Origin of the sequence: Pseudomonas sp. BR20, assembly GCF_050780135.1 — a bacterium.
In the GTDB taxonomy this organism is placed as follows: domain Bacteria; phylum Pseudomonadota; class Gammaproteobacteria; order Pseudomonadales; family Pseudomonadaceae; genus Aquipseudomonas.
In genome coordinates this window covers 1,512,074-1,537,457 of record NZ_CP172012.1, presented here as the reverse complement: position 1 = coordinate 1,537,457, position 25,384 = coordinate 1,512,074, and the positions used below count along the sequence as shown (strand labels likewise).

Sequence of the window (25,384 nt, the reverse complement as noted above, 5' to 3'; positions counted from 1 at the left end):
ATTTTTTACCGCAGTTATTTCTCGACGAACGCGCGTTCGATCAAGTAATCACCCGGCTCACGCATGCGTGGCGAAACCTTCAGGCCGAAGCTGTTCAGCACTTCGCTGGTCTCATCCAACATGCTTGGGCTGCCGCACAACATGGCGCGGTCGTCCTCGGGGTTGATCGGTGGCAGGCCGATGTCGCGGAACAGCTTGCCACTGCGCATCAGGTCGGTCAGGCGGCCTTCGTTTTCGAACGGCTCGCGGGTCACGGTCGGGTAGTAGATCAACTTTTCACGCAGGGCCTCGCCGAAGAACTCGTTCTGCGGCAGGTGCTCGGTGATGAATTCGCGATAAGCGACTTCGTTGACGTAACGCACGCCGTGGCACAGGATCACTTTTTCGAAACGCTCGTAGGTTTCCGGGTCCTGGATCACGCTCATGAACGGAGCAAGGCCGGTACCGGTGCTGAGCAGGTACAGGTGTTTACCCGGCTTCAGATCGTCAAGCACCAGGGTGCCTGTCGGTTTCTTGCTGATGATGATCTCGTCGCCTTCCTTCAAGTGCTGCAATTGGGAAGTCAGCGGGCCATCCGGCACCTTGATGCTGAAGAACTCCAGATGCTCTTCCCAGTTCGGGCTGGCAATGGAGTAAGCGCGCATGAGCGGGCGGCCGTTGGGCTGTTGCAGGCCGATCATCACGAACTGACCGTTCTCGAAGCGCAGGCCCGGATCGCGGGTGCACTTGAAGCTGAACAGAGTGTCGTTCCAGTGATGAACACTGAGGACACGCTCGTGGTTCATGTTGCTCATGTACGGGGGACTCCTGGAAATGGGTCTGCGCCAAAGATGAAGTGCGCAATTGCACAGCATTCTAATGGCGGCGACAATATCTGTTAACTGGATTATTAAGATAAGGGTTATCGGTTATATCGATATGCGATTTACTCTCCGTCAACTGCAAGTCTTCGTCGCCGTCGCCCAGCAGGAAAGCGTCTCCCGCGCTGCTGGCCTTCTGGCCTTATCTCAATCCGCCGCCAGCACCTCGATTACCGAGCTGGAGCGCCAATCAAGCTGCCAATTATTCGACCGCGCCGGTAAACGCCTGAGTCTCAACGCCTTGGGCCATCAGCTGTTGCCTCAAGCGGTGGCGCTGTTGGACCAGGCCAAGGAGATCGAAGACCTGCTCAACGGTAAGTCCGGCTTCGGCTCCCTGGCGGTCGGCGCTACCTTGACCATTGGCAATTACCTGGCCACCCTGCTGATCGGCAGCTTCATGCAGCAGCACCCGGAAAGCCAGGTGAAGCTGCATGTGCAGAACACTGCCAATATCGTGCACCAGGTTGCGCACTACGAAATTGATCTGGGTCTAATCGAAGGCGACTGCAGCCATCCCGATATAGAGGTTCAAACCTGGGTGGAAGATGAGCTGGTGGTGTTTTGTGCGCCTCAGCACCACCTGGCCAAGCGCGGCGTGGCCACCATGGAAGAGTTGACCCATGAGGCATGGATCCTGCGGGAACAAGGCTCGGGCACGCGCCTGACCTTCGACCAAGCCATGCGCCATCACCGCAGCGCGCTGAATATCCGCCTGGAGCTGGAGCACACCGAGGCGATCAAACGGGCGGTGGAATCGGGTTTGGGGATTGGGTGTATTTCCCGGCTGGCGCTGCGCGATGCATTTCGCCGTGGCAGCCTGGTGCCGGTAGAAACCCCGGACCTGGACCTGGCCCGGCAGTTCTACTTCATCTGGCATAAACAGAAATACCAGACCTCAGCGATGCGCGAGTTCCTGGAGCTGTGCCGCGCCTTCACCGCTGGGGTTCAGCGCAGCGACGAGATCGTGCTGCCAAGCATTGCCTGATCGTTAGATCAGAATCACTGCCCACACCAGGGTGATCATGGTCAGTGCCACGAATTGCGCGGCGCTGCCCATGTCCTTGGCATTTTTTGACAGGGGGTGGCGGTCAAGGGAAATACGGTCGATCGCCGCTTCTACCGCCGAATTGAGCAATTCAACGATCAAGGCCAACAGGCACACCGCAATCAGCAGCGCCCGCTCAACCCGGCTGACGTGCAGGAAAAAACTCAGCGGGATCAGGATGACGTTCAACAGCACCAGTTGACGGAACGCCGCCTCACCGGTGAAAGCCGCGCGCAGGCCATCCAGGGAATAGCCCCCTGCATTAAAGATACGTTTGAGACCGGTTTGACCCTTGAAAGGCGACATAGACGTAGGCAACTGAACCAAAGAAGTGGGGAAACTAGATCACGCAAAGTCAAAAAAGCGTGAATCGGTAACAACTTAATGCTGCGAAATAGACTCAAGTTGTTGCAAGAGCAGCGCCGCCTGGGTACGTGTGCGCACCCCCAATTTGCGAAAAATCGCCGTGACGTGAGCCTTGATGGTCGCTTCCGACACACTCAGCTCATAGGCGATCTGCTTGTTCAGCAAACCTTCGCAGACCATGGTCAGCACTCGAAACTGCTGGGGCGTCAGGCTGGCCAGGCCATCGCGGGCGGCCTTGGCTTCGTCGGACACGTTGATTTGCTCAAACGCTTGGGGCGGCCAGGAAACATCACCGTCCAACACTGCGCGCACGGCCTTCTGAATATCTTCCATCGCGCTGGACTTTGGAATGAAGCCACTGGCGCCAAATTCCTTGGAGCGCACCACTACATCGGCGTCTTCCTGGGCAGAGACCATCACCACGGGGATCTGAGGGTATTGCCCACGCAGGAGCACCAGCCCCGAGAAACCGTAGGCGCCAGGCATGTTCAGGTCGAGCAGCACCAGGTCCCAATCGGATTTTTCAGTAAGGCGGACTTCAAGCTCGGCAATGCTGGCCACTTCAACCAGGCGCACGTCGGGGCCAAGGCCCAGGGTCACGGCCTGATGCAGCGCACTGCGAAACAGGGGGTGGTCATCGGCTATCAGGATTTCGTATGTGGCCATTGATTAAATGATCCTGTTTTTTATGGCAGCCCTGATGGGTTCAGGGTTCGCCAGTACACCAGGCAACGGCCAGGCAGCCATTGCCACAGGGCAGGTTCAACGTCAAAAGCACCTGAATCGACGTCGAAAATTCACGGTTGCGCCCCAATCGGCGCTCAGCATGCCCAGCGCAGCCTGGGGGGTCAAGCACTACGCCCATGGGCATTTTAGCGAGGGGCGAGTTTACGGTGCCATCATGCAAACGTCGTCTGGTTATAGCTAGGGTATATAGGGCGCAAGACGAGTATGGACCCTGTCGGTCGGGTCCAGCGGTAACTGGAACTTGGCAGCCAGGTAGTGGGTGCTGAATACATCCAGGTAGGCATCCAGCACTTCGCTTGCAGCAGCGTCCTCGGCCAGCTCCAGGCACAGGGCCGCGACTTCGGCGGTGCAGAAATGGTCATCGCGCTTGGAGCGACGCAGCTTGTAGCGCGAGAGTTGCTCAGGTGCCAGGCTCAATACCGGCAGATGTTCCAGATACGGACTCTTGCGGAACATTTTGCGTGCTTCGCTCCAGGTGCCGTCCAGCAGGATGAACAGCGGGCGCTTGCCTTTTGCCACCGTCACGGTACTGACGACACGCTCGGGCGCCACGAATTCGCCGGGAAACACGATGTAGGGCTGCCACTGCGGGTCAGCGAGCAGGGTGAGCAAATCCGGGTCGGCTTCAGTGCGCGACCAGGCGAATGCGCTGGTGTCGTCGATAACATCGGCGATCAGCCAGCCGGTGTTGCTGGGCTTCATCGGTTCGACATCGTGCATCAGCAGGCACATGGCAGACCTGGCTGCGACCCGGGGGCGCCAGGCGCATAGGCAATACTCGGGAATGACCCGGCAGCCGGGACAGCGTTCGGCACGGGAGCCTCGATTGACGAACGGCTTGATCGCGCGTGCCAGTCGCTGGGTACGCAGGCGGGAGACAGCGTGGCTCATCGGATGCGCCGTACAGAGGGGTAGATCGACACGGACAAAACTCGTGAAAGGCTGAAGTGGCCGCAGTTTACCAGCGATACGCCTGGCTGTAGTGGCAAGGCGTCACCTATAATTGCGCGCCACTGAACGCACAGCGCAGTGGCTGGTCTATGCACCAGTAACCGAATCAGGAGAGTTTCATGCTGCGTTCCATGCTGCGTCTTGCCGCCCCATCCATCGCACTTGCGCTGGTACTGCCCGTGGGCGCCCAGGCGGCCTCGCTGCTGGAGGCCCAAATGAACCGGAAGCTGCAAAGCGTCGCTGCTGAAAGTAACAAGGACCTGCCCCGGGAAATCGACGAAAAAACCCTCGAAGTCGCTTACACCGTTGAAGGCATGCAGTTGATCGATCACCTGAGCGTCTTGCCCGACCGTGCCGAACAAATGCGCGCCAACCCCAAGGCTGTGTACTTCCAACTCGGGCAAAGCGTATGCCTGAACAAAGGTTATCGCGAGCTGATGGCCAAGGGCGCAGTGATGCGCTACGAAATCACCGAGAACAAGACCAACCGTCCTGTGGCATCGGTGAAGTTCGTGGAAGCGGATTGCCCGGCACCGGCTGCCGCCAAGAAGAAAAAGTAATCTTCGCTAGCCCCTCGCGCGCTGCTGTCCAGTAGCGCGCACTCCCCCGCGTCAACTCCCTGAACATCGCTGAACTACCTGATGAGCGACCAATAAGCGGTTGCCAGCCAAGGGTTTTTCGGCCCATCATCAAGTCATCCCAATCGCCCGTTCATAACGGCTCCCGTGCTGTTCTGTAACAATTTCTGGGCAAAACAGGGTTGCCCTCCTGCGACTTGCAGTGCAAAGGTTTTTTAAATCACAAGGAACATACAGAGCCCGTTTGTCGCCTGGCAAACATGTGCAATGCCTTGGGCATGCAGCGACACAAGCAGTGTCGTGGCCCCGGACGAATTTCTCGCCGCAGGCCCAGCCTCTGTGAAGAAGGAGAAGTTGAATGCCTTACGAACCGAATGACAGCCTGATCCGGCATTTTGAAGAAAACGGCGCTGACCTTACGCAGCAGGTCGAAGCTCAACTCCAGCAGATCGCCCCCAACAGCCCGAATATCCCCCTGTATCGCGACATGATTCTGACCGTGCTACGCATGGCCCAGGACGACCGCAACCGCTGGAATGCCAAGATCACCTTGCAAGCCATTCGCGAACTGGACCACGCCTTCCGTGTACTCGAACAGTTCAAGGGGCGCCGCAAAGTCACGGTGTTCGGCTCGGCACGCACCCCGGTGGAAAGCCCGCTGTACGCCTTGGCCCGCGAGGTGGGAGCCGCACTGGCACGCTCGGACCTGATGGTGATCACCGGTGGCGGCGGCGGCATCATGGCGGCGGCCCACGAAGGGGCTGGCCTGGAACACAGCCTGGGCTTCAACATTACCCTGCCGTTTGAACAGCATGCCAACCCAACCATCGATGGCACCGAGAACCTGCTGTCCTTCCACTTCTTCTTTACCCGCAAGCTGTTCTTCGTCAAGGAAGCCGATGCGCTTGTGCTGTGCCCGGGTGGTTTCGGCACACTGGATGAAGCCCTGGAAGTATTGACCCTGATCCAGACCGGCAAAAGCCCGCTGGTGCCGGTGGTGTTGCTGGATGCGCCGGGTGGCGGTTTCTGGCAAGGCGCCCTGGACTTTATCCGTAGCCAACTGGAAGCCAATCGCTACATCCTGCCCACTGACCTCAAGCTGGTACGCCTGGTGTACAGCGCTGAAGAGGCAGTGGAAGAGATCAATAGGTTTTATGCCAACTTCCATTCCACGCGCTGGTTGAAACGTGAGTTTGTGGTGCGCATGAATCACCCGCTCAGTGATCGAGCGCTGGCGCATTTGCAGAGTGAATTTGCCAGCCTGCGGTTGAGTGGAGAATTCCAGCAGCTTGCCTATACGGGCGAGGAGCATGATGAGCCGAAGTTCAGCCATTTGACGCGGTTGGTGTTCAACTTCAATGGCCGCGACCAGGGGCGGCTGCGGGAGCTGGTGGATTACATCAACCTGCCGGAGAACTGGGCCCAGGCTCAGGGGAAGACGCAACAGCGGGTAGCGCCGCAGCCGGCGTGAATTCCAGAAACGCAGAATCCAGAAACGAAAAAAGGCCCGCTATTTTCATAGCGGGCCTTTTTTGGGTGTTTCAGTTTTGGTGTTTCAGGTTTAGATCGAAGGTGAGGCCATTGAGGCTGCTTCGCAGCCCGACGCGGGGCAAGCCCGCTCGCCACAACAAGCCCATTCATCACACAACAAGGTGTTCAGTCGTCCATATCTCGACCGCTGAGTAAGCGGCTGATCATTTCCATCGAAAAACCGCGATAACTCAGGAAGCGCCCTTGCTTTGCGCGCTCCCTGGCATCGATGGGGAGATGACCAGAAAATTTGCGGCGCCAGGTGTCCTCCAGTTGCGCTTGCCAACTGATACCGCACTCACGCAAGGCAAGGTCGATATCGACGCGCTGCAAACCGCGCTGGCTCAGCTCTTCGCGAATCCGCGCAGGGCCGTAGCCGGCGCGGGCTCGATAGGAGACAAAACTTTCGAGGTAACGGGCTTCCGAAAGCAGCCCCTCTTCCGTCAAACGGTCGAGGGCAGTTTCGATCATCTCGGGTTCCGCGCCGCGCTGACGCAGTTTACGCGTCAGCTCGACTCGACCGTGCTCACGGCGAGCGAGCAGATCCATTGCGGTACGCCGAACGGCGACAAGTGTATCCAGTACAACAGTCATCGTTTGCTTCAGATGTCAGTGTCGGCTTCTTCTACTTCTTCAACCGGCTCGCGGTTGGCGGCAGCTTTCACGTCTGGTGCTGGGGTCAGCAGCTTGTCGCGAATCTGCTTCTCAAGCGTGGCAGCGATATCCGGGTTGTCCGCCAGGAACTTGGCCGAGTTGGCCTTGCCCTGACCGATCTTGCTGCCGTTATAGGCATACCAGGCACCGGACTTCTCGACGAAGCCGTGCAGCACACCCAGATCGATCATCTCGCCGTTCAGGTAGATACCCTTGCCGTAGAGAATCTGGAATTCAGCCTGGCGGAAAGGTGGAGCCACTTTGTTCTTCACGACCTTGACGCGGGTTTCGCTACCCACAACCTCATCACCCTCTTTCACCGCGCCAGTACGGCGGATGTCCAGGCGGACCGACGCGTAGAACTTCAGCGCGTTACCACCGGTGGTGGTTTCCGGGCTGCCGAACATCACGCCGATCTTCATACGGATCTGGTTGATGAAGATCACCAGGCAGTTGGCGTTCTTGATGTTACCGGTGATTTTACGCAGCGCCTGGGACATCAGGCGGGCTTGCAGGCCCACGTGCATGTCGCCCATTTCACCTTCGATTTCAGCCTTGGGTACCAGGGCTGCCACGGAGTCGACCACGATCACGTCGATGGCGTTGGAGCGCACCAGCATGTCGGTGATTTCCAGGGCTTGCTCACCAGTGTCCGGCTGGGACACCAGCAGGTCGTCAACGTTGACGCCCAGCTTGCCAGCGTATTCAGGATCCAGGGCGTGCTCGGCGTCGACGAACGCGCACGTGGCGCCCATTTTTTGCGCTTGGGCAATCACCGACAGGGTCAGGGTGGTTTTACCGGAAGATTCAGGACCGTAGATTTCAACGATACGGCCTTTTGGCAGGCCGCCAATGCCGAGCGCGATGTCCAGACCCAGAGAGCCAGTGGAAATAGCCGGGATCGCCTGACGGTCGTGATCGCCCATACGCATTACGGCACCCTTGCCGAATTGACGTTCGATCTGACCCAGGGCCGCAGCCAAGGCTTTCTTCTTGTTGTCGTCCATTAAAGTCCTCACGTAATCAATAAGGCCTGACGGCCAACACCTGTATAAGTAGACAGTATTGTTCCACAAAGATCAGAGATCGCCTACCCCTGATTTTCTATTTCTGCTGCAGCTCGTCGCAACAAGCCCTCCAGCGCAGCCTTCACCGTTTGTCGGCGGACCTCATCGCGGTTGCCGGGGAAGTGCGCAAGCTCGGCCGTGACCTCCTCGCCAACACCAAAGGCCAACCATACGGTGCCCACCGGCTTGTCCGCCGAACCACCATCGGGCCCCGCCACACCGCTGACCGCCACGGCAAAGCGCGCCAGGCTTTTCTCCTGGGCGCCACGCACCATGGCCTCCACTACTTCCTGGCTGACCGCCCCAACCTTTGGAAACAACGTCTCCGGCACATTCAACTGCCGGGTCTTCTGCCGATTGGAATAGGTGACATACCCCGCCTCGAACCAGGCCGAACTCCCCGGGATCCGCGTAATGGCCTCGGCGATACCGCCACCGGTACAGGATTCGGCCGTGGTGACGTGGGCATTGAGCACCTGCAGGCGGCGACCCAGCTCAGCGGCAAGTTGAGTGATTTCCTTCACGACGGTCTCCAGAAGTGGGCGGGGGTTTGCCTACCCTACAGGAGCAAATCGCTCATGCAAGCGACAGACTGGAACAAGAGATTAGCGCGTGACAGCGCGCACATAAGCCTGGCAAGCGCGCAAGGCGATCAGTCCTTGGTCGCCGGCATCGGTGATGCCGATAATTCGTTGAGCATGCGCCGGGTCAAGTCGGGCTCGCGCGGCTGCATGAACCACGCCGACGGCGGTGGCGGCGGTTGGCATTGCACAGCCACTGGCGGGCTCGGCTGCGTCGAGGAGGACTGACAACCGCACATCAGCAGTGGCCAGGCGGTCGCGCAGAGCAGCCTGGTTATGTTGCGCATCGCTTAACTCCCGCGCATGGTGTTGGTCGCTGGCACTGAGCTGTTGCTCCAGGGCCAGCCGTTTGTCCTGTTCAGCCTGTTGTTGATGCAAAGCCGCCAGGTTTTGCTGGCTGAGCGCCTGTGCATGGGCAGAAGCCTGGCGCTCAAGTTGCGCACCCAACCGCCAGGCCTGTACCTGCCAAGTCGCCGCCACCAACAGGCAAACGCCAATCAGGCGGCAGGCCACTAGGAAACGCATAACACCGCCTTCGCGCGCGCCCACAGCCGCAAGCGATCCTCCAGCCCATTCAGCCCACCGTTGATACGCCGCGTAATGGCGGTGAACTGGTCCTTGTCTGCCAGCTCATTCAGGCCATTGCTCTGCCAGAACCAGGCGGCCGACTCAGCCGCCCATTGTGGTTGCTCCAACAACGTGGGATCTCTTAACAGACGATCATCACCAAACAATGCCTGACTGCAGGCCAGGTAATTGCGCCGACCGGTGATCTGGATCAGCCCCCTGCCCCGGTACAACTGACCATCGCCATCCGCTTCGGAGGTGTTGCCCAGGCGCGCGGCCAGGCTGCCGGTGTCGTATTGGCTCAGGTAGTGATCGCTGCCCAGTTCACGGACGTAACGCAGTTCGGCGGATTCGTGGCCAATCTGGGCGAGGAAGGCGGCGATGCGCTTCGCACGGTTAATCTCGAAGCGAACGAAAGCCGCATTTAAGGGCGTTAAAAAAACGCCCGCTCTAAGGCGGGCATCCGGCATAACGCCAAGCAGCTGGGGGAGTGTTATCACCATTGGTTTTACTCTCGAAAAGTACCTATATCGACAACCCACCCGCCGTGATCGAACTGCGGTATCCCGTCGCCGGATCGCCGACATGAACCACTTGCTTTATCGACCATCGCCCCTGCATATAGGACGGCCAGCTCTCATCCAGCACTAACAGCCCTTCCGCGGCCAACAATGGATTGCCCGGGCAATCGATCAGCAACTTCAAATTTTCACGCCCCACACGGCGTAGTTCGCCTTCGGCAACGGCGCGGGCTTCGGCTTCGTTCTGGTAGCGTTGGCGTAAGGTTTTGAACGGGGCGTTCCCCACCTTGACTACGCGCTGCTTGCAGGCTGAGGCATCCCACCAACTGGCGCGGCAGCCTTCGTATTTCGAGCGGGATTTTTCGTCGAGTTTGGCGGTGATGAAGCTCTGTTCACCGGGGCGGTTATCATCCGTCACGGACAGCTTCACTTCCGGCAGTAGCTGGCCGGAGAGCGACTTGACTCGGCCGGCTTCGGCCAACACATAGAGTTCGTTGAACGGTTTGGTCACCGCACTATAGAGGCGGGCAAGGCGCGAAATGAACGCCATGTCACTTTCGTTGGACTGGTCGATGTGCGCGATCGCAATCCCCTCCAGCGCCGGCGCCACTCGCGGTGAATAGCCGTGACGACTGACCAGTTGGCGAAACAGCGCGCCCAGGGTGGTCGGACCGTAACTGGCGGATCGACGCTGGCGGTAACCCGTTGCATCGACCACGCTGAAGGGCGCTGCGGTGGCCACGATCATCAAGCGCATGGGAAACAGCACCGGGGTTCGTTGGGTGACGACAAACTCGCCCTTCTCCACCAACCCCGATTCCAGGTAACCGACACGCAAGCCGATCTTGCCGTTCAGCGTGGGCAGGCCGTCCAGTCCCTCGATATTGAGGGTCAGCTCCAGCCGGTCAGTCTCAATGCCCGCAGCGTCGGTGTGGCTCCAGCGCATCAGGCGTTGATTGAGCAGCGCCGCGTTGGCGCCATAAAACTCCACGATAGGCGTAAATCCCTGTGCCATAGAGCCTCCTTAGTCCCAGGCCAAAACGGGGCGCACAGCACCCGGCCGAGCGTGCATTTCAGGCACGACCACCCACACGCCGGCCGGCAGCACCGGGCCATATTCGGCAAGTTCGGGGTTCAGGCGCCAGAGGGTTTCTTCCGCTGCGTCATCGCAGCGGCCCAACTCCCGATAAAGCAACAGGTTGACCGAATCACCGGCAATACTTCGCACTCTACGCATTGACGAACTCCTCCAACTCCAGCGTCCAGGCCATGACCATGGCGGTGCCGTCATCGATCACATTGCTCTGGGTTTCCACCACCGAATTGATCCGCCACAAGCCCCAGTTACGGCCGATGCCGTCAACCAAAGGCAACGGCGCCCGCGTATTTTGCAGAGCGCGCAACTCGTCCAGGCGCTGCATGCCGGTGGCGTACATCGCCGCACCGCTGAACGTGAGCTTTTCCAGCTTCTGCCCGCTCTGTCGCGACTGGGGCTTACTGGCAATAATCACCAAGTCACTCCAGCCGCCGTCGTTGGTACGTACCAACGAGGAATAGGCAAACCCACGGGATAAGCCAAAGATAAAGTCGCCGAGCACCATTTGTTGTCGCATCAATCACCTCCTGGAGGATCGGCCAGTGCCGCGTTGCGTCGGATGCCCAGGGTGTCGGTGACCATCGGCATGCATTGGAACTGCAAGGCTTGGATTACCTGGTTGACGACCTGCTGGGCGTCGGCGGGGTTTACACCGGTGATCTGGATACTCGGGGCGAGGGTGACTTGCACGTTATCCGTGCGCGCCGCGTTGAGTTCCTTGCTCACCGCATTGGGTGCAGGCAGGCGATCACTTGAACTGAACAATTTGTTGCCCAGCCAGGCGCCCGCCTCACTGCCCAGCAAACCGCCAATTGCGCCACCGACAGCAGTGCCAATACCGGGGAAAATCAGAGTGCCGATAGCGGCGCCTGCAGAGGCACCGGCCCAGGCACCACCGGCGGTGCTGAGGCCTGAGCCGACGGCGTTTACGTCACCATTGCGTACGCCTTGAACCACATTGACCGCAGCGTCGACGTACCGCAGCGGACCGAGACGGCGGGCGCCGACCGACTCCAGCCGGTTCATCGTGTCAGCCAGGCGGAAGGTTGCCGGCATTGGTACGCGGACAACATCCCCAGTGGAATGACTCAAAGGGCTGGGCGATATAGGTTGGGGAGTATTCGCACCCACTTGGCGGGGCATCGGAACCAAGCCTCGTTCCAACGCGTCAATTAACCCGACGCCCTTACCTGGCGCCAGATTGCGCACGGCACTGCTCCCCAGCCGAGTATCCGGCGAACTTGGGGAGACACGCTGAGTTGTTGCACCTCCATGAAAGCCTAATCGTGGGGCTTCCAACACCTTGCTCACCTTCTCGAACAGGTTGCGCACCGTCGCGTTAAACCCACTGGTCGCTTTGCTGGAGGTAGAGGTGTTCCTCAACCTCGCCAACCTTGGTCTACCCGATTTTTTGCGCCCGCTCGTGTACTTTGGTCCGAAGCGCTCGCGCCCACGTAGCGCCTCGCTGACGCCAGGGCAGCAACCGTCGCTCCCCTTGCTGGCGCCCTTGAACAACGCGCCGACGCCGGGAATTTTACCAAGCGTCACCTCAAGTGCTTTGTCTGAAACCTTGGTCCTGGCCGACTCCGCCAGGCCTTCACCCGACCACTTGAGCAACTGTGTGATCGAGGATTCGTCGGCAGACGCTTTTTCTTTCGGCGTGTTTTTCGCTTCACTGCCGGTGGAGCCGCCAGCCGTGCCCGCCAGTGCTGCGCTCGTAATGAACAATGTGCTGTTGAAAGTTTCCAGTGTTTCACGCAGCCGCACTTGCTCCAGGGTCAAGGCGTTGATATCCACACTGACGGTGATCAGCGCCGAGCTGAGTTCCGACTGCGGCTGCGGTGCCGCCTCCAGACTCAGAGGAGTGGCAAGGCTTGCGGAAAAGGGCGCGAGCACATTACCAAGTTCCACATCGCCGATCATCCAGCGCTTGTCTTCCTGGGCGAGCCTGGTCTGATATTGAGTCTCTTGCATCCCGCTTACTCCTGTTTAACGCCAAGGCGAGTGATCGCGATGTCGTAGCGGCGCAATGCTTTGCCGGCGTCCCAGTCAAGGATCTCAGCCTCATTGACCGAGTAAATCAGCGGCACCACATCGAGGATTACTTCGATGTCGCGCTCCGAAAGAAGTCCGCCGGTTTGTTTAAAAAATCGTCGATACGCTCCTGCAGTTCGGTCCAGTCGGGCACGGTCAGGTTGGCGAGGTCGGGGATCATCAAGCCGGTGCAATGGGCGGTAATGAACTCGGCGCGCTCTTTGTTGGTGACGAGTTTTTTCATTACCTTGGTGGCACGCAGAGCGGGCATTTCCAAGGGCAGTTCAGTGAGTGTCCGACCGGCCGCGTCGAGAGGCAGCAACAATTGGACGGGCTGCTCGTGGGTTGCCGTCGCTTGCTTATCCAGGAAAAACGACGCAGGACGCGTCGACATCTCGTGTACGTATTGGGCGATGCTGACGTAGTCCGGGCGCTTGAGTTGATCGAGCTCTTTTTCCGACAGGCCGGTGGCGAGTTTTGCCAGTTCGAAGAACTGGTCGTCCTCATCGTCACCGGCCCGGGCCAGCGCTTCTTTTTGCGCGGCGTAGTACAGCGGCTTGAGTTGAACCTGCTGGATCGGCGCGCCTGTGTCGGCGGTGATCGGGGACAGCAGGCTATGCAGCGGTGGCATCCAGGCCATGGGGCAATTCCTTGGTTAAGTATGGGGGCGAGCACGCACGCCCCCCGGGGGTTACGGCATCAGCACGGCGCGGCGCGCATCGCCGAGAATGTCGACACCGTTGAGCACGAATTTCTGAGTGCGCACGTCGATGTCGATAACCGGAATGCCGTTCTCCAGGCGGTTGTAGGTGCGGCAGGACAGCTCCAGGGTGGTGGTAGGTTTCTCGCCCATCTTCAGCGCGGCCTCGCCCAGGGACTTCAGCTTGCCGCCGACGGTGTGGTAGGTGAAATACGTCCTGCCGTCCTGGTCCTGGCCGGCTTCACGCACGTTCAGCAGGATGTCCTCGCCCAAGGTTACGCCCAGGGCCAGCATGATTTCCGGACCCGCGCCTTGCAGTTCCAAAGTGGCATTCAGCACCTTGGCGCTCTTGGCCATTTCTTCGCCGATGAAGCGTCCGCCGGTCATCGACTCCATGTCGAAATCGATCTTCGGCGGTGTGAACGAGTTGACCGTCGCGGACAACGGCAGGCCTTGAAGGGTGGCCGCAATGGCCTGTCTGACTCGGTTGGTAAACATTAGAGAACGTCCTCCAGGAACTGCTCGATGATCTCATCGCGGGCGTTGAGTTGATAAATCATGTGTTCGTTCGGCGCATAGCGGCCGTAGTCGATAACGATGAACCAGGTGCCGTTCTTGTACTTCTCGACACTGTTCAGTTCCGGGTGCAGGTACACGCTGCCGCCGGGAATGGTTTCGTCGGCGACCAGGGTTTGCAGCCAGTCGTTGATACGCTTGACCTCCTGGTCCATGAAGGACTTGGTGAGGTTCTTGGCCATGGCCTTCTGGCCCGCCTTGACCAGTTTGCGGCTGATGGCGTCTTCCAGGCCGACGTAGCTGATGAACTTGCCAGTGATGGAACGGTTACCCAACAGCGAAAAACCGCCGAGAATGGTGCGGGCGTAGTAGCTCACGCCATAACGGTTGAGCAGGTCGCCTTCGGTGGAGGTGTCGAGGATGTTGTACTCGACCACGCGGGAAACGTCCTCGGCGAACGTCACCTGATTACCCGGGCTTTCCCATTGCTTGACCTTGGCCAGCGCAGCGATCGCCAGAGACGACGGCGCAAGGAACACGTTTTTCTTCGCCGCCTTGGAGTACACCGACGGCATGTTGTGCACCAGCAGGCAACGGTCGAAACCGAGGTCGGCACCGCCCAGTTCACCGCTGTAGGTCACCTGGTCGGCCACCGCAGCATCCTTGCCATCCAGCACCACACGGGCCTTGATACGCTTGCCGAAGGCAGCGAACTCACCGGCCACCGCCTTGGTACCGGTGAAGCCTGGGGCGCCGATGATGGTCAGGTCTTCCGGCACGCTGGCCAGTGCCGCCAGTCCCAGCTTGCGACCGGTGACCGGCTCGTTGCCGCCGATTACATTGTTGATAGTGTCCGCCGGGGTGGCGCCCTCTTCCACGATCACCACGTAGACTGGAACCTTGACCACTTTGAGGATCTGGTAGACCGCGTGGAACAGCGTGCCAGTCTCCGCACCAGTAGGGTCCAGCAGCGCCTGGGTGGTGAAACTGTTGATACGGAACGGCGCGTTTTTCGGGATCGACGCATGGGCATTCGGCGCGGTGCCGACCAGGCCGATCACGTTGTCGCCGAGGCCACCCATGGCCTCGGGGGATTCGGTGGCATTCACAGTGATGCCGTTGTGCTCGAAGTTCAGAACCTCAGCCATGGTTAGTCAGCCTTCTTGGTGGCGGCCTTTTTGGCCGGGGTGGCATTGAGGACGCTGGTCAGTTCCAGGCGGCCAGCGGTGCGCAGGGCGGATGCTTCGACGTCCAGCAATTCCAGTTCCTCGCCGACGGTGGACCAGTGGCCACCTCCGGTGGGGAATGGGATGAGGACGGTGTAGGTTTGGCGGGTGGGCATGAGTGGAATTCTCCGAGTGGAAAACGCCAAAGCCCCTGCGGGAGGGGCTTTGGGGAGGCGAAAAAAAACCGCTTTCGCGGAGGGTTACTTTAGGAACTCCGGTTTAGGAGGCCATACAACGGCATCAGGATCGCTCCCTTGATCTGGAATATCTCGCAGGCCCTGACGGTACGCCAAGAACACAGCTTTATTTTTATCCAACATTGGATAGTCGGGCATCGCCGCATAATCACTGGCAGACAAATCCTGATCACGAGCACTACGAATGACTTGCCACTTAATGAGTGGGTGAAGTTCGGCAGGCACAAAAATTGGTTTCATAGTCTCTCCTTAGCTCAACGCCAACATAGTTCCCCAGTCGCCTGGACTGGTAACAACACCTGTACACGCGCCTGCCAACATCACTTCGACAATGCCGGAAGCAGAAGTCCGCATTGGATGAAGGTGGTAATAGGCGCCAAACAGTTCACTGGGCGCAACCACCGTCGAGCACCAGCGCCACTTGCCTTTTTCTGCACCGACACTCCAAGCGCCAGTAATTGAACCCTCCAAGACACGAACGAAAGCGCCCAATGTAATATAGGAGTTGAGTGGAACCGCGCCCGTTCCATTAGCAAGCGCCGTATCAACCGTATAAGGGAAAGCGAGCCAAGGAGCAGCGTCTGCGGTTGCCCACTTCAATTGCCACACGTTTACAATAGTTCGAAAATACTCACTGGCTCTGATATTGAAGCCGGGGAATTGTTCGCGCACGTCTGCCTGGACCTGCAGCAGAAAATCCACATCTGCCTGCGGACGACCTGTAGCTTGAGAGGCAGTGGTGATTGAACGAAGCTTGTTACATGCCACCTCGCCATGAATCCCCCAGTTATCGATCAACTTTCCATCGCCGCTGGGGTACAAATTGAAATTTTTAGTCACCGCAAGTCTGGGCAAACGGCTTTTCAAATCTAAAAGCTGTGCATCGTAGGCGCGCCGAGCATCCGCAATCGCCTTATCAATCTCACCGACCTTTCCAGTGATTACATTGGTAAGACTATTCGCCGCACTGACGACGGCAGCCAGCTGCTGTTCTGTACTCAAAATACGATCTCCTTATCTGTTTTGATCACTCAGAAAAACTTAATTAATCACTACAAAAAATTCACTGCTAAAAAGTACTGCCCTTACGCTCAAGTACCATTACTCGAAATAAGAGCCCGACCCCTCTGGCCATATTGTCGACACTCGCGGCAGAGAGAGCCGCCAACTCATCGACCAACAACACATTAAGGTTTTCACTCCCTATCACAATTGTCACGCTATCCGCCGGCAACGGCGAAACATCCAACGTAAACTTTTGCAGTACCCGGGCTGCCGCCGCTTTATACGTCAGCAACTTCCCCGCCACGGAATACACCGCCAGCAAAGTCCCACTGGCGAGGTAAAAACCAAACTCGCCAATTTCATACTCAGCCTCGCCATCAAACAGCGCGGCCATCCTGAGTTGGCGGTCGCCCAGGTCTTCGTAATCCACAATGGCGACCCGCTGGCGCTCATCGCGCAAGGCCAGCTCTGTGCCCTCAGGGTTGTAGCGGCCGGTACCGGCGCCGATGTGCGTGATTTCGCCTTTCAAACCCTGGTTTTTAGCCTGCAACACTTCATCCAAACCCTTGGAGGTGAAGCGCACCAGGCGCGTAATGTCATCTGTCATGGCTGCGCCCTAAGGTCGTAGTCGTTAATGGTGTAGTGCTGGGCGACGCCTGCACTGTTTAGTCGAGCAACCAATGCCAATTCAGGTAGTGCACCTCGCAGGCTTAACTCGCTGTCGCTGAACGGGGCGTGAACAAACGCGGTCAAGGCAAGTCGACCTTGCGTCTCATGCACTACGGTGATCGTGGCTCGATCCCGCTCACTCTGAGCCGCATTGATACGGCGAATCAGCCGATTGTGATCACCACTGGACCAACTGCGCCCGATGATCGCCTGCACATCAAAGGTGTAAGGCACGCCCAATGGCCGCTGCTGATACCACGCGCTGATGTTGGGGGTGAAACCCAGCGATTCCACCGCGTGGTTCAACGATTTTGGTGTGCCCGCCTGGCGCTGGATCTGCCAGGACAAGGCCACGGTGAGACGTTTTTCGGTCTCGCTGGCGTCTGCATCCCATTCGCTGACGCCACGGTCGGCGGCCAAGTAAGGAAGAAATTCGGTGGGCGTCTGCAGCGGATTCATCAAGGCAGGAAAAGGTGGTACAACCCGCTCCAGCAACGTCCCAAACCCCAAATCCAAGGCCTTTTCCAGTGGTGAGCTGTTGGCGGGCAACAAACTCGCTTTGGGTTCACTCATAGCGTGCGCACCTCCACCTCGACGCCCGTGCAATACGGTGCCTGGAATGCCGTGCTGATGATCGGTGCCAGCGGCTCGAGGATCTGCAGTTGCGCCGCGCCGGCGCTGTGGATCGCATAGTCGATCCAACTTGGGTCCACACGGCCTTCCAGCCGATGGCAGGACTCTGCGTAGTCTTGCAGCAGTTTCTGCGCAGCCACTTGCGTGAGCCCGGAGTCCGGGCCGGCGTTGATCTTCGCGATCACGCGGATTTTGTAAGGCAGGATTTGCGCAGCTTGCACGCTGACCAGATCGGTCTCTGGTCGTACATCCGGCCGTGCGAAATGTCGGCGAACACCGTCAAGCAAATTGGCGGAAGGTGCTCCGTCGCCGTCCCTGGAAAGCACGGTCACCATCACTTCGCCGGGCGCGGTTCGTCGACCGTTGCCGTCCTTGACCTGGGCCGCGTAGCCGTCCGGATCGAAGGTGTAGCTGACAGTCACCACGCCTGGCGTGGCGCTTTGCACCTTGACCGACGGCCGCTCGCCAAGGGTGAAGACTTCGCGGCGATACTGCATACGCGAACCCGCCGCCGGCGCATGGGGTGCCAGGTAATAACGCAGCCGCGCGTCGTCATCGCTCTCCAATGTCGGCGGTACAGGCGGGAAAGCCGCCGGATCACCGGGGTCGAGCACTTGGCGCTCCAGGCCCATATCGGCCAGGCGTGCATCCAGGTTACTGCCGGTGGCCCACCACGCCAGCATCTGCTTGATGCGGGCGTTGTACTTGCGTTCGTGGGTTTGCAGGCGTACGCAAAACGCTTCCAGGGCCAGGGTCAGCAGCTCGCTCTCGTTGTCGAGGCTGACCTTGAGTTTGGCCGCGCTTTGCGGCGCGCGGGTGGCGACGTAATCGACGACAAACGCCTTGAATTCCGCCAGCAGCGGTTCGAATTCATCGACCGCGATAATCGCCGGCTCCGCCAGTTGGTTCTGGCCTGGGATCAGCATGCTCATGTCACGACCTCGAAGGATTGTTGGCGGTTTTTCCAGGTGCCGGCAAAACGCAGCAATAAACCGGCGCCCTGGCGGGTGGCGACGATGACCTGGGGTTGAAAGTCGGCAATGCCGTTCTGGGTGTTATAGAAGGCTTGCGCGGCATGGCTTTGAGCAAGGATCAGCAGGTCGTCGCCGAGGTTCTGGCCGAGCAGTTGCGGGATCATCGAGCCGTACATCGGGCGCTTCTGACGAGTGCCTAAGGGGGTGGTCAGCGCTCGGGTGGCACGCTGTACGAATTGCAGCCAGTCATCGACGGCTGCCCCGGTGTTCCTATCGATTCCAATCACGGCAAATCCTTATGCGCTGCTGATCACGCGCCCCTGGTGATCCACCACCGGGCCGCTCAAATGCACGCCGGCGGTATCCAGCGAGAGGCTGGTAGCGCCGAATTGCAGGGTGATGCTCCGGGCGGTCATGGCCAGGCTGGCAGCGCCGACCTTGATGTCGACCTGTTCGCGAGAACCGCTGAATGTGGTTGGGCCGTTGATCCAGTTGAAAGTGTGGCTGGCGTCGTCGTAGTCGCTTTGGGTGCCATCCTGATGGCGCCGTCGGGTCAGCGAGGCCACGCTGGACACGGGTGGAAACAGACTACTGTTCAGCCCGAACAACGCCACAGACTGCGTGCCCCCTTCCCCACCGCCGTAGTTGAACAGCAGGCATTGTTCGCCCACCGATGGAATACGGGTTTCGGTCTGCGCACCCGCACTGGGGTTGAAGAATCGAATCGCCGGGGTAAGTAACTCACCATGGCTGACCTTGCAGGTATTGCTGGCAGGGTCGACCTCCTGGCACACGCCAATGCGACAGAAACTTTCCGCGCGTCGATACAGGTCTTCGAGCTGGGCCTCCATTTCCGCCAGACGCTCGACAATCGGCCCCAGTTGCATGCGTAACAATGCGTCGAACATGGACTACTCCTGCAGGGGCCGATATTGATCCGGATCGTCGATATCCGAGACTTCCCAAGTGCGGGCAAACAGCGGTGTGCCTGTGGGATCGTCGAGCAACAACGGACCGAGATAGAGGGTTTGGGTGAAGGAAACTGTCCAGGTGTCGTAGTCCGTTTCGGCGCTGGAAAATCCGGAAGGCGCCGCAACGATGGACGTGGGTAAATCGCACTGATCCGGCGGCAGGCCCCAGCGGTTATCCAGGGCCAGGTCCATCAATTGGCTGGCTAGGTCGCACGCGTCAAAAGGTGCCGCGCCGCTGGCGACCATCGTCCTGAGTGAAACCGACAAAACATGCGCCTTGCGCCCTTCAGGAGAACGAACCCCGGGACCGTTACGCTCCACGCTGATCAGCACGCCGGTGTGATCCCCGGCACGGGCAAAGTCCTGGTGGTTGCCTACCTGTAATTGTGGGAAGGCACGCTTCAGCGCGTCCTCAATCGCTACAGGCAGTTGGGATGGTTTTTCGATATGTGTCATCAGTTGCCTCCTTGCAGCAGTTACTGCTGATCCGGTCGGGACGTCGGCGCTTCGTTGACCCCGATGCGCTTGGCCGCCCAGCGTTCATAAAGGCCGATGGCGACGTCTGCGCCGGCCATGGCGGTCAGGCAGCCAATGGCGCCGGCGGTCCAGATCGACATGCCGGCGGCGTAGCACAGCATCAATGCCGAAACCCCGCAGACCATGCATGCCCCGGACCGTAGGGCCAGGCGCCGGACCAGCGACCAACCGCGGGCGCCCTCCTTGTCGGCGCGCCACATTTCGCCGGATACGCCGCCGATCAGGGCCAGTGCGATCACCAGCCAGATAGGCATTTCCGCTAACGCTTGCTGCTCGTTTGTCATGTCACGCCTCCTGGCTGAGCTATGCCGGCAAAGACCGGCTTTTGGTAAATCCATTTATCGGTAGGCATTCCAAAAAGCCCGGTTGCCCGGGCTTTTCAGTAATGCGGTCCAGCTTCGATCTTTCGGCGCTACTGGCGCGGTACGGATCTTTCCTCAATGTTTTTCCGACCACGATCCCTGTCTGCCGGATAACTGCTTCTGGTGCTTTACGCTGCGCACCCGGGTCAGTTGCCAACCCTCTGAACCGTTAAGGCCGGTTCATCGCTGCCTGTTCTTGCAAAGCTGTGAAACTAAAGAGCGTCGGCATCCTTGCCGGTGTTGCCTGGCATCCCTGCCATCGCTCTGATGGCGTCCTTGCCGATGTTGCGTGCCTTCCTTGTCTTCCTTGGCAGCATCCTTGCCGCCTCCACCAGGCCTTGTTGGCTGGCTTGAGATGAAGAATATGCATGCATGCATATACAGTCAATGCACAAATGCATTTATTTTCGACATACTCATGCATGGATGCATTTCCGACCTTACGGGTAAAGGGTTTGACGATTTTCTACAGACGAAAAAAAGCCCGCTCGATGGCGGGCTTTCTCTTACACAAGAAGGTTAACGGGCGTACATCCCCCACCAGAACACATGGCCAAGGATGCTGATCTGCTCATCCTGAATATCCTGGAAGCTGTAGTCCTCATCCGGGTGTTCATCGCGATTGAAACTACGCAGGCGAATCCCGGAAGGCAGGCGATAGAGCTGTTTCACTCGCAACTGGCCGTTGTGATTGATGGCATACAAGTCGCCATCGACGATGTCGCCGATGCCACTTTTGCCAGCATTCACGCCGACCGTCGCGCCGTCGCGCAGTACCGGCAACATACTGTTGCCGCGCACCGTCACACACTTGGCCTGGTCGAACTGCACACCGTTATGCCGCAGGCTGCGCTTTCCAAAACGCAGGCTGGCCTTCTCGCTTTCCTCGATGACGAATCTTCCTGATCCAGCAGCCAATTCAACCTCGCGCAGAAAGGGGATCGACACCTCGTCATCATTAACGGGAGTGTCGTCGTCCCACAGGCTTATATCCTTGAGTTCCGAATGCATCGGGTCGCGCCCGTCATCGCGCAAAGCCCCCACTGCTGCGCGCCCGCGCAGTTGGTCGGTGCTGACGCGGAAGTACTCGGCGATGCGCGAGATGTGTTTATCCGACGGATCAACGATCTTGCCGCTGAGGATCCGGGACAACGTGGATTGAGGCACGCCAGTACGCCGGTGAAGCTCCGTAGGGGAGATCCGGTCGCGGTCCAGCAGCTCTCTCAAGACGATAGAAACGTTGCGTTTTTGCATAGCGGGGATAGTGAAGGGAGTTTTCGGGGTTGGCAAATGCTAATTTGCATAATCCATGCATTAATAATGCATTTGCCATGCCTGCGTCGCCTTCAACCTTGCGTGCTAACCTTGCCGCCATCACAAAACATGCCGGGCCAAGAGCCCCTTTAGCCCATTTGAAGCGGTATTCGGAAAACCAAGAATGACCCAATGGCGAAATCAGAGCTTCTGGGGCAAGGCATGGATCTATGCTCTGCTGGCACTCTTCATGATAATTTCCGATGGCTCAGATCTTAGCTCGCTGGGCGACGGGGGCTCATCCAATCGCAAGCGCGTCTTCAGCCCGGGATTTATTGTGCTATGCGTTTTCGTCGCAGTGATTGAATTGACAGCGCTGAACCATTTTTATGGGGCGAACGCATGAGTCAGGCGCTGTAGTACAACGTTAAAGCCGCCCCCATCAAGTAAGGCTGCTCGGCCCCTGCAACGAAGCCTTGCGCATTTAAATTAATGCACCACCCCCTTTGCGTTTTACCTATCCGCTTGCGACCTGCGAAGGGCCGACCTCGCGTGTTAACCTTGCGGCCATTGCAAAATCAGCAGGGCCGAGCGCCCCACCTTTGCCCCACTCCTTTCAACGAATTTGCCTATTATCCAATGAGTAAAAACACGTCCGATCTGTCCTCCCACACCCCGATGATGCAGCAGTACTGGCGCCTGAAAAACCAGCACCCTGATCAGTTGATGTTCTATCGCATGGGCGACTTCTACGAGATCTTCTATGAAGACGCGAAGAAGGCGGCCAAGTTGCTGGACATCACCCTGACCGCGCGCGGGCAGTCGGCGGGGCAGTCGATTCCGATGTGCGGAATTCCCTACCATTCGTTGGAAGGCTACCTGGTCAAGCTGGTGAAGCTGGGCGAGTCGGTGGTGATCTGTGAGCAGATCGGCGATCCGGCCACCAGCAAGGGCCCGGTGGAACGTCAGGTGGTGCGCATTATTACGCCGGGGACGGTGAGTGATGAGGCGCTGCTGGATGAGCGTCGCGATAACCTGATCGCCGCGGTGCTGGGCGATGAGCGCTTGTTCGGGCTTTCGGTACTGGACATCACCAGCGGCAATTTCAGCGTGTTGGAGATCAAGGGCTGGGAGAACCTGCTGGCGGAGCTGGAGCGCATCAACCCGGTGGAGTTGTTGATCCCGGATGATTGGCCGAAGGATCTGCCAGCGGAAAAACGTCGTGGGACCAAGCGTCGTGCGCCGTGGGATTTCGAGCGTGATTCGGCGCTGAAAAGCCTGTGCCAGCAGTTCTCGGTACAAGACCTGAAGGGCTTCGGCTGCGAAACCCTGACCCTGGCCATCGGCGCTGCCGGCTGCCTGCTCAGCTACGCCAAGGAAACCCAACGCACCGCCCTGCCGCATTTGCGCAGCCTGCGCCATGAGCGCCTGGACGACACCGTGGTGCTCGATGGCGCGAGCCGTCGCAACCTGGAACTGGACACTAACCTGGCCGGCGGGCGCGATAACACGTTGCAATCGGTGGTCGACCGTTGCCAGACGGCCATGGGCAGCCGCTTGCTGACCCGCTGGCTGAACCGTCCACTGCGGGATTTGACGGTACTGCAAGCGCGTCAGACATCTATTACCTGTCTGCTGGACGGCTATCGCTTTGAAAAGCTGCAACCGCAGTTGAAGGAGATCGGCGACATCGAGCGCATCCTGGCACGGATCGGCCTGCGCAATGCGCGGCCCCGCGACCTGGCGCGTCTGCGCGATGCCCTCAGCGCCCTGCCACAACTGCAAGTGGCAATGACCGAGCTGGATACCCCTCACCTGCAACAGCTCGCTGTAACGGCTGGTACCTACCCGGAACTGGCAGCGCTGTTGGAAAAGGCCATCATCGACAACCCGCCGGCGATCATCCGTGACGGTGGTGTACTCAAGACCGGCTACGACAGCGAACTGGACGAACTGCAGTCCCTGAGCGAAAACGCCGGGCAGTTCCTGATCGATCTGGAAGCCCGCGAAAAAGCCCGCACCGGCCTGGCCAACCTGAAGGTGGGCTACAACCGCGTGCATGGCTATTTTATCGAGCTGCCGAGCAAGCAGGCCGAGTCGGCGCCGATCGACTATCAACGCCGCCAGACACTCAAAGGTGCCGAGCGTTTCATCACGCCCGAACTGAAAGAGTTCGAAGACAAGGCGCTGTCGGCCAAGAGCCGTGCCCTGGCCCGGGAAAAGATGCTCTACGAGGCCTTGCTCGAGGACTTGATCAGCCAACTCGCGCCGCTGCAGGACACCGCTGCGGCCCTGGCGGAACTGGATGTGCTGAGCAACCTCGCCGAACGGGCGCTGAACCTCGATCTGAACTGCCCGCGCTTTGTCAGCGAGCCGTGCATGCGCATCGTGCAGGGGCGTCACCCGGTGGTGGAGCAGGTGCTGACCACGCCGTTCGTCGCCAACGACCTGTCGCTGGATGACGATACCCGCATGTTGGTGATCACCGGTCCGAACATGGGCGGTAAATCCACCTACATGCGTCAAACCGCGTTGATCGTACTGCTGGCGCATATCGGCAGTTTTGTACCGGCAGCCAGTTGCGAGCTGTCCCTGGTGGACCGCATCTTCACCCGGATCGGCTCCAGCGATGACCTGGCCGGTGGCCGTTCGACCTTTATGGTGGAAATGAGCGAAACCGCCAACATCCTGCACAACGCTACCGAACGCAGCCTGGTGCTGATGGACGAAGTGGGACGCGGCACCAGCACCTTCGACGGCCTGTCCCTGGCTTGGGCTGCGGCCGAACGGCTGGCGCACCTGCGTGCCTATACGTTGTTCGCCACCCACTACTTCGAACTGACCGTGCTGCCGGAAAGCGAGCCGTTGGTGGCCAATGTGCATCTCAATGCCACCGAGCACAACGAACGCATCGTGTTCCTGCATCACGTGCTGCCCGGGCCCGCCAGCCAGAGTTACGGCCTGGCCGTGGCGCAATTGGCCGGCGTGCCGAACGACGTGATCACCCGTGCCCGCGAGCACCTCAGCCGCCTGGAAACCACGGCCCTGCCCCATGAAACCGTAGTTGCCAGCCCAGCCAAGACGAGCCGCAAACCCGCCGCGCCGCACCAGAGCGATATGTTCGCCAGCCTGCCGCACCCGGTGCTGGATGAGTTGGCAAAGATTGACCTGGACGACTTGACGCCGCGAAAAGCGTTAGAAATGTTATATGCACTGAAGACTCGGATATAACGCTGACGCTTACAAGCTGATAGACTCTCGCGCGGTTTGGGATGCTGCTGGCTTTTAGCCTGGCCTGCAGACTATCGCTCCCGAACCTCGCGAGCCCTACCACAAAGGGTTTCGCTGCCGCCGCCTGAGGAGAGAATTAGAAATGACCTTCGTCGTCACCGACAACTGCATCAAGTGCAAGTACACCGACTGCGTAGAAGTGTGTCCGGTGGACTGCTTCTACGAAGGGCCGAATTTCCTGGTTATCCACCCGGACGAGTGCATTGACTGCGCCCTGTGTGAGCCTGAATGCCCGGCCGTCGCTATTTTCTCCGAGGACGAAGTCCCGGCGGATATGCAGGAATTTATTCAGTTGAACGTCGAGCTGGCGGAAATCTGGCCGAATATCACTGAGAAGAAAGAACCGCTTCCAGACGCGGAAGAGTGGGATGGCAAGAAAGGCAAAATCAAAGACCTTGAGCGCTAACGCGCTGCTGCCCTCCCAAAAAGGCCCCTTGCGGGCCTTTTTTTGC

Annotated in this window: 33 protein-coding genes; 6 read left to right on the top strand and 27 right to left on the bottom strand. The window is 59.0% G+C overall.

The genetic code is table 11. From position 1 onward, the window contains the following. Positions 1-14 precede the first annotated feature (14 nt). Entirely contained in the window at positions 15-794 is a 780-nt protein-coding gene (fpr, locus tag ACHPFG_RS06915; RefSeq protein ID WP_024073760.1) for a ferredoxin-NADP reductase, read from the bottom strand. A 124-nt stretch (positions 795-918) separates the two neighbouring features. On the opposite strand from fpr, the gene ACHPFG_RS06910 reads away from it, so the two are divergent. Next, a complete protein-coding gene (locus tag ACHPFG_RS06910) occupies positions 919-1,845 on the top strand; it encodes a LysR family transcriptional regulator (protein ID WP_042944277.1) in 927 nt (308 codons plus the stop codon). A 3-nt stretch (positions 1,846-1,848) separates the two neighbouring features. On the opposite strand, the gene ACHPFG_RS06905 is transcribed toward ACHPFG_RS06910, so the two are convergent. The 3 genes from ACHPFG_RS06905 to ACHPFG_RS06895 form a co-directional block, all read right to left on the bottom strand. After that, positions 1,849-2,211, bottom strand: a complete 363-nt coding sequence (locus ACHPFG_RS06905; protein WP_065938722.1) for a diacylglycerol kinase — start codon at positions 2,209-2,211, stop codon at positions 1,849-1,851. 75 nt (positions 2,212-2,286) lie between these two features. Further along, the gene (gene erdR, locus ACHPFG_RS06900) at positions 2,287-2,937 is read right to left on the bottom strand and encodes a response regulator transcription factor ErdR (RefSeq protein ID WP_431701919.1); all 651 of its coding nucleotides are present in this window, start codon (positions 2,935-2,937) and stop codon (positions 2,287-2,289) included. 258 nt (positions 2,938-3,195) lie between these two features. Beyond that, complete coding sequence (locus tag ACHPFG_RS06895) at positions 3,196-3,909, bottom strand: tRNA-uridine aminocarboxypropyltransferase (protein WP_431701918.1); 714 nt, start codon at positions 3,907-3,909, stop codon at positions 3,196-3,198. 179 nt (positions 3,910-4,088) lie between these two features. On the opposite strand from ACHPFG_RS06895, the gene ACHPFG_RS06890 reads away from it, so the two are divergent. Both ACHPFG_RS06890 and ACHPFG_RS06885 read left to right on the top strand, forming a co-directional pair. Further along, on the top strand, positions 4,089-4,529 hold the full coding sequence (locus ACHPFG_RS06890; RefSeq protein ID WP_065903274.1) for a PA3611 family quorum-sensing-regulated virulence factor: 441 nt from the start codon (positions 4,089-4,091) through the stop codon (positions 4,527-4,529). Positions 4,530-4,905: 376 nt separating this feature from the next. Next, positions 4,906-6,018, top strand: coding sequence for a TIGR00730 family Rossman fold protein (locus ACHPFG_RS06885; RefSeq protein ID WP_131697347.1), 1,113 nt, complete (start codon positions 4,906-4,908; stop codon positions 6,016-6,018). A 185-nt stretch (positions 6,019-6,203) separates the two neighbouring features. On the opposite strand, the gene recX is transcribed toward ACHPFG_RS06885, so the two are convergent. From recX to ACHPFG_RS06770, 23 genes are all read right to left on the bottom strand, one after another. Continuing rightward, positions 6,204-6,671 carry a recombination regulator RecX gene (recX, locus tag ACHPFG_RS06880; RefSeq protein WP_431701917.1) on the bottom strand — a complete coding sequence of 156 codons (468 nt, stop codon included), beginning with the start codon at positions 6,669-6,671 and terminating at the stop codon, positions 6,204-6,206. Positions 6,672-6,679: 8 nt separating this feature from the next. Continuing rightward, positions 6,680-7,738, bottom strand: a complete 1,059-nt coding sequence (gene recA / locus ACHPFG_RS06875; RefSeq protein ID WP_048720087.1) for a recombinase RecA — start codon at positions 7,736-7,738, stop codon at positions 6,680-6,682. 83 nt (positions 7,739-7,821) lie between these two features. After that, a complete protein-coding gene (locus ACHPFG_RS06870; protein WP_131697348.1) occupies positions 7,822-8,322 on the bottom strand; it encodes a CinA family protein in 501 nt (166 codons plus the stop codon). Between the two features lie 81 nt (positions 8,323-8,403). Beyond that, the gene (locus ACHPFG_RS06865; RefSeq protein WP_431701916.1) at positions 8,404-8,904 is read right to left on the bottom strand and encodes a lysis system i-spanin subunit Rz; all 501 of its coding nucleotides are present in this window, start codon (positions 8,902-8,904) and stop codon (positions 8,404-8,406) included. Next, positions 8,892-9,449: a glycoside hydrolase family 19 protein gene (locus ACHPFG_RS06860; protein ID WP_431701915.1), complete on the bottom strand. Its 558-nt coding sequence runs from the start codon at positions 9,447-9,449 to the stop codon at positions 8,892-8,894. Before ACHPFG_RS06860 ends, ACHPFG_RS06865 begins: the two co-directional genes overlap by 13 nt. Before the next feature lie 22 nt (positions 9,450-9,471). Further along, positions 9,472-10,482 (bottom strand): phage late control D family protein, encoded by a 1,011-nt coding sequence (locus ACHPFG_RS06855; RefSeq protein ID WP_431701914.1) that lies wholly within the window; start codon positions 10,480-10,482, stop codon positions 9,472-9,474. A gap of 9 nt (positions 10,483-10,491) precedes the next feature. After that, positions 10,492-10,704, bottom strand: a complete 213-nt coding sequence (locus tag ACHPFG_RS06850) for a tail protein X (RefSeq protein WP_431701913.1) — start codon at positions 10,702-10,704, stop codon at positions 10,492-10,494. Then, positions 10,697-11,080 (bottom strand): phage tail protein, encoded by a 384-nt coding sequence (locus tag ACHPFG_RS06845; RefSeq protein ID WP_431701912.1) that lies wholly within the window; start codon positions 11,078-11,080, stop codon positions 10,697-10,699. Before ACHPFG_RS06845 ends, ACHPFG_RS06850 begins: the two co-directional genes overlap by 8 nt. Continuing rightward, positions 11,080-12,537 (bottom strand): tail tape measure protein, encoded by a 1,458-nt coding sequence (locus ACHPFG_RS06840; RefSeq protein ID WP_431701911.1) that lies wholly within the window; start codon positions 12,535-12,537, stop codon positions 11,080-11,082. Before ACHPFG_RS06840 ends, ACHPFG_RS06845 begins: the two co-directional genes overlap by 1 nt. A gap of 127 nt (positions 12,538-12,664) precedes the next feature. Further along, positions 12,665-13,237 carry a phage tail assembly protein gene (locus ACHPFG_RS06835; RefSeq protein WP_431701910.1) on the bottom strand — a complete coding sequence of 191 codons (573 nt, stop codon included), beginning with the start codon at positions 13,235-13,237 and terminating at the stop codon, positions 12,665-12,667. Positions 13,238-13,288: 51 nt separating this feature from the next. Continuing rightward, positions 13,289-13,795: a phage major tail tube protein gene (locus ACHPFG_RS06830; RefSeq protein WP_145335110.1), complete on the bottom strand. Its 507-nt coding sequence runs from the start codon at positions 13,793-13,795 to the stop codon at positions 13,289-13,291. After that, on the bottom strand, positions 13,795-14,961 hold the full coding sequence (locus ACHPFG_RS06825) for a phage tail protein (protein ID WP_431701909.1): 1,167 nt from the start codon (positions 14,959-14,961) through the stop codon (positions 13,795-13,797). The genes ACHPFG_RS06830 and ACHPFG_RS06825 overlap by 1 nt, the downstream gene beginning before the upstream one ends. Before the next feature lie 2 nt (positions 14,962-14,963). Continuing rightward, complete coding sequence (locus ACHPFG_RS06820; RefSeq protein ID WP_431701908.1) at positions 14,964-15,155, bottom strand: hypothetical protein; 192 nt, start codon at positions 15,153-15,155, stop codon at positions 14,964-14,966. Positions 15,156-15,239: 84 nt separating this feature from the next. Continuing rightward, the gene (locus ACHPFG_RS06815) at positions 15,240-15,476 is read right to left on the bottom strand and encodes a tail fiber assembly protein (protein WP_131697358.1); all 237 of its coding nucleotides are present in this window, start codon (positions 15,474-15,476) and stop codon (positions 15,240-15,242) included. Between the two features lie 9 nt (positions 15,477-15,485). Next, positions 15,486-16,238 carry a hypothetical protein gene (locus ACHPFG_RS06810; protein ID WP_431701907.1) on the bottom strand — a complete coding sequence of 251 codons (753 nt, stop codon included), beginning with the start codon at positions 16,236-16,238 and terminating at the stop codon, positions 15,486-15,488. A gap of 67 nt (positions 16,239-16,305) precedes the next feature. Beyond that, positions 16,306-16,848 carry a hypothetical protein gene (locus ACHPFG_RS06805; protein ID WP_431701906.1) on the bottom strand — a complete coding sequence of 181 codons (543 nt, stop codon included), beginning with the start codon at positions 16,846-16,848 and terminating at the stop codon, positions 16,306-16,308. Then, on the bottom strand, positions 16,845-17,483 hold the full coding sequence (locus ACHPFG_RS06800; protein ID WP_259242273.1) for a phage tail protein I: 639 nt from the start codon (positions 17,481-17,483) through the stop codon (positions 16,845-16,847). Before ACHPFG_RS06800 ends, ACHPFG_RS06805 begins: the two co-directional genes overlap by 4 nt. Further along, positions 17,480-18,475 carry a baseplate J/gp47 family protein gene (locus tag ACHPFG_RS06795; protein WP_145335116.1) on the bottom strand — a complete coding sequence of 332 codons (996 nt, stop codon included), beginning with the start codon at positions 18,473-18,475 and terminating at the stop codon, positions 17,480-17,482. Before ACHPFG_RS06795 ends, ACHPFG_RS06800 begins: the two co-directional genes overlap by 4 nt. Next, positions 18,472-18,804: a phage baseplate protein gene (locus ACHPFG_RS06790; RefSeq protein WP_099601229.1), complete on the bottom strand. Its 333-nt coding sequence runs from the start codon at positions 18,802-18,804 to the stop codon at positions 18,472-18,474. The genes ACHPFG_RS06795 and ACHPFG_RS06790 overlap by 4 nt, the downstream gene beginning before the upstream one ends. Positions 18,805-18,813: 9 nt before the next feature. After that, the gene (locus ACHPFG_RS06785) at positions 18,814-19,425 is read right to left on the bottom strand and encodes a phage baseplate assembly protein V (protein WP_431701905.1); all 612 of its coding nucleotides are present in this window, start codon (positions 19,423-19,425) and stop codon (positions 18,814-18,816) included. Positions 19,426-19,428: 3 nt separating this feature from the next. Continuing rightward, on the bottom strand, positions 19,429-19,944 hold the full coding sequence (locus ACHPFG_RS06780; protein ID WP_431701904.1) for a hypothetical protein: 516 nt from the start codon (positions 19,942-19,944) through the stop codon (positions 19,429-19,431). A 20-nt stretch (positions 19,945-19,964) separates the two neighbouring features. Next, positions 19,965-20,309 carry a phage holin family protein gene (locus ACHPFG_RS06775; RefSeq protein ID WP_131697366.1) on the bottom strand — a complete coding sequence of 115 codons (345 nt, stop codon included), beginning with the start codon at positions 20,307-20,309 and terminating at the stop codon, positions 19,965-19,967. A 597-nt stretch (positions 20,310-20,906) separates the two neighbouring features. Further along, complete coding sequence (locus ACHPFG_RS06770; protein ID WP_178116720.1) at positions 20,907-21,650, bottom strand: LexA family transcriptional regulator; 744 nt, start codon at positions 21,648-21,650, stop codon at positions 20,907-20,909. Positions 21,651-21,825: 175 nt separating this feature from the next. Between ACHPFG_RS06770 and ACHPFG_RS06765 the strand changes: the two genes are divergently transcribed. From ACHPFG_RS06765 to fdxA, 3 genes are all read left to right on the top strand, one after another. Beyond that, the gene (locus ACHPFG_RS06765) at positions 21,826-22,047 is read left to right on the top strand and encodes a hypothetical protein (protein ID WP_145335648.1); all 222 of its coding nucleotides are present in this window, start codon (positions 21,826-21,828) and stop codon (positions 22,045-22,047) included. Between the two features lie 233 nt (positions 22,048-22,280). Then, positions 22,281-24,872, top strand: coding sequence for a DNA mismatch repair protein MutS (mutS, locus tag ACHPFG_RS06760; protein ID WP_431701903.1), 2,592 nt, complete (start codon positions 22,281-22,283; stop codon positions 24,870-24,872). Positions 24,873-25,014: 142 nt separating this feature from the next. Continuing rightward, positions 25,015-25,338 (top strand): ferredoxin FdxA, encoded by a 324-nt coding sequence (fdxA, locus tag ACHPFG_RS06755; RefSeq protein WP_053137462.1) that lies wholly within the window; start codon positions 25,015-25,017, stop codon positions 25,336-25,338. The last annotated feature ends 46 nt before the right edge of the window (positions 25,339-25,384 follow it).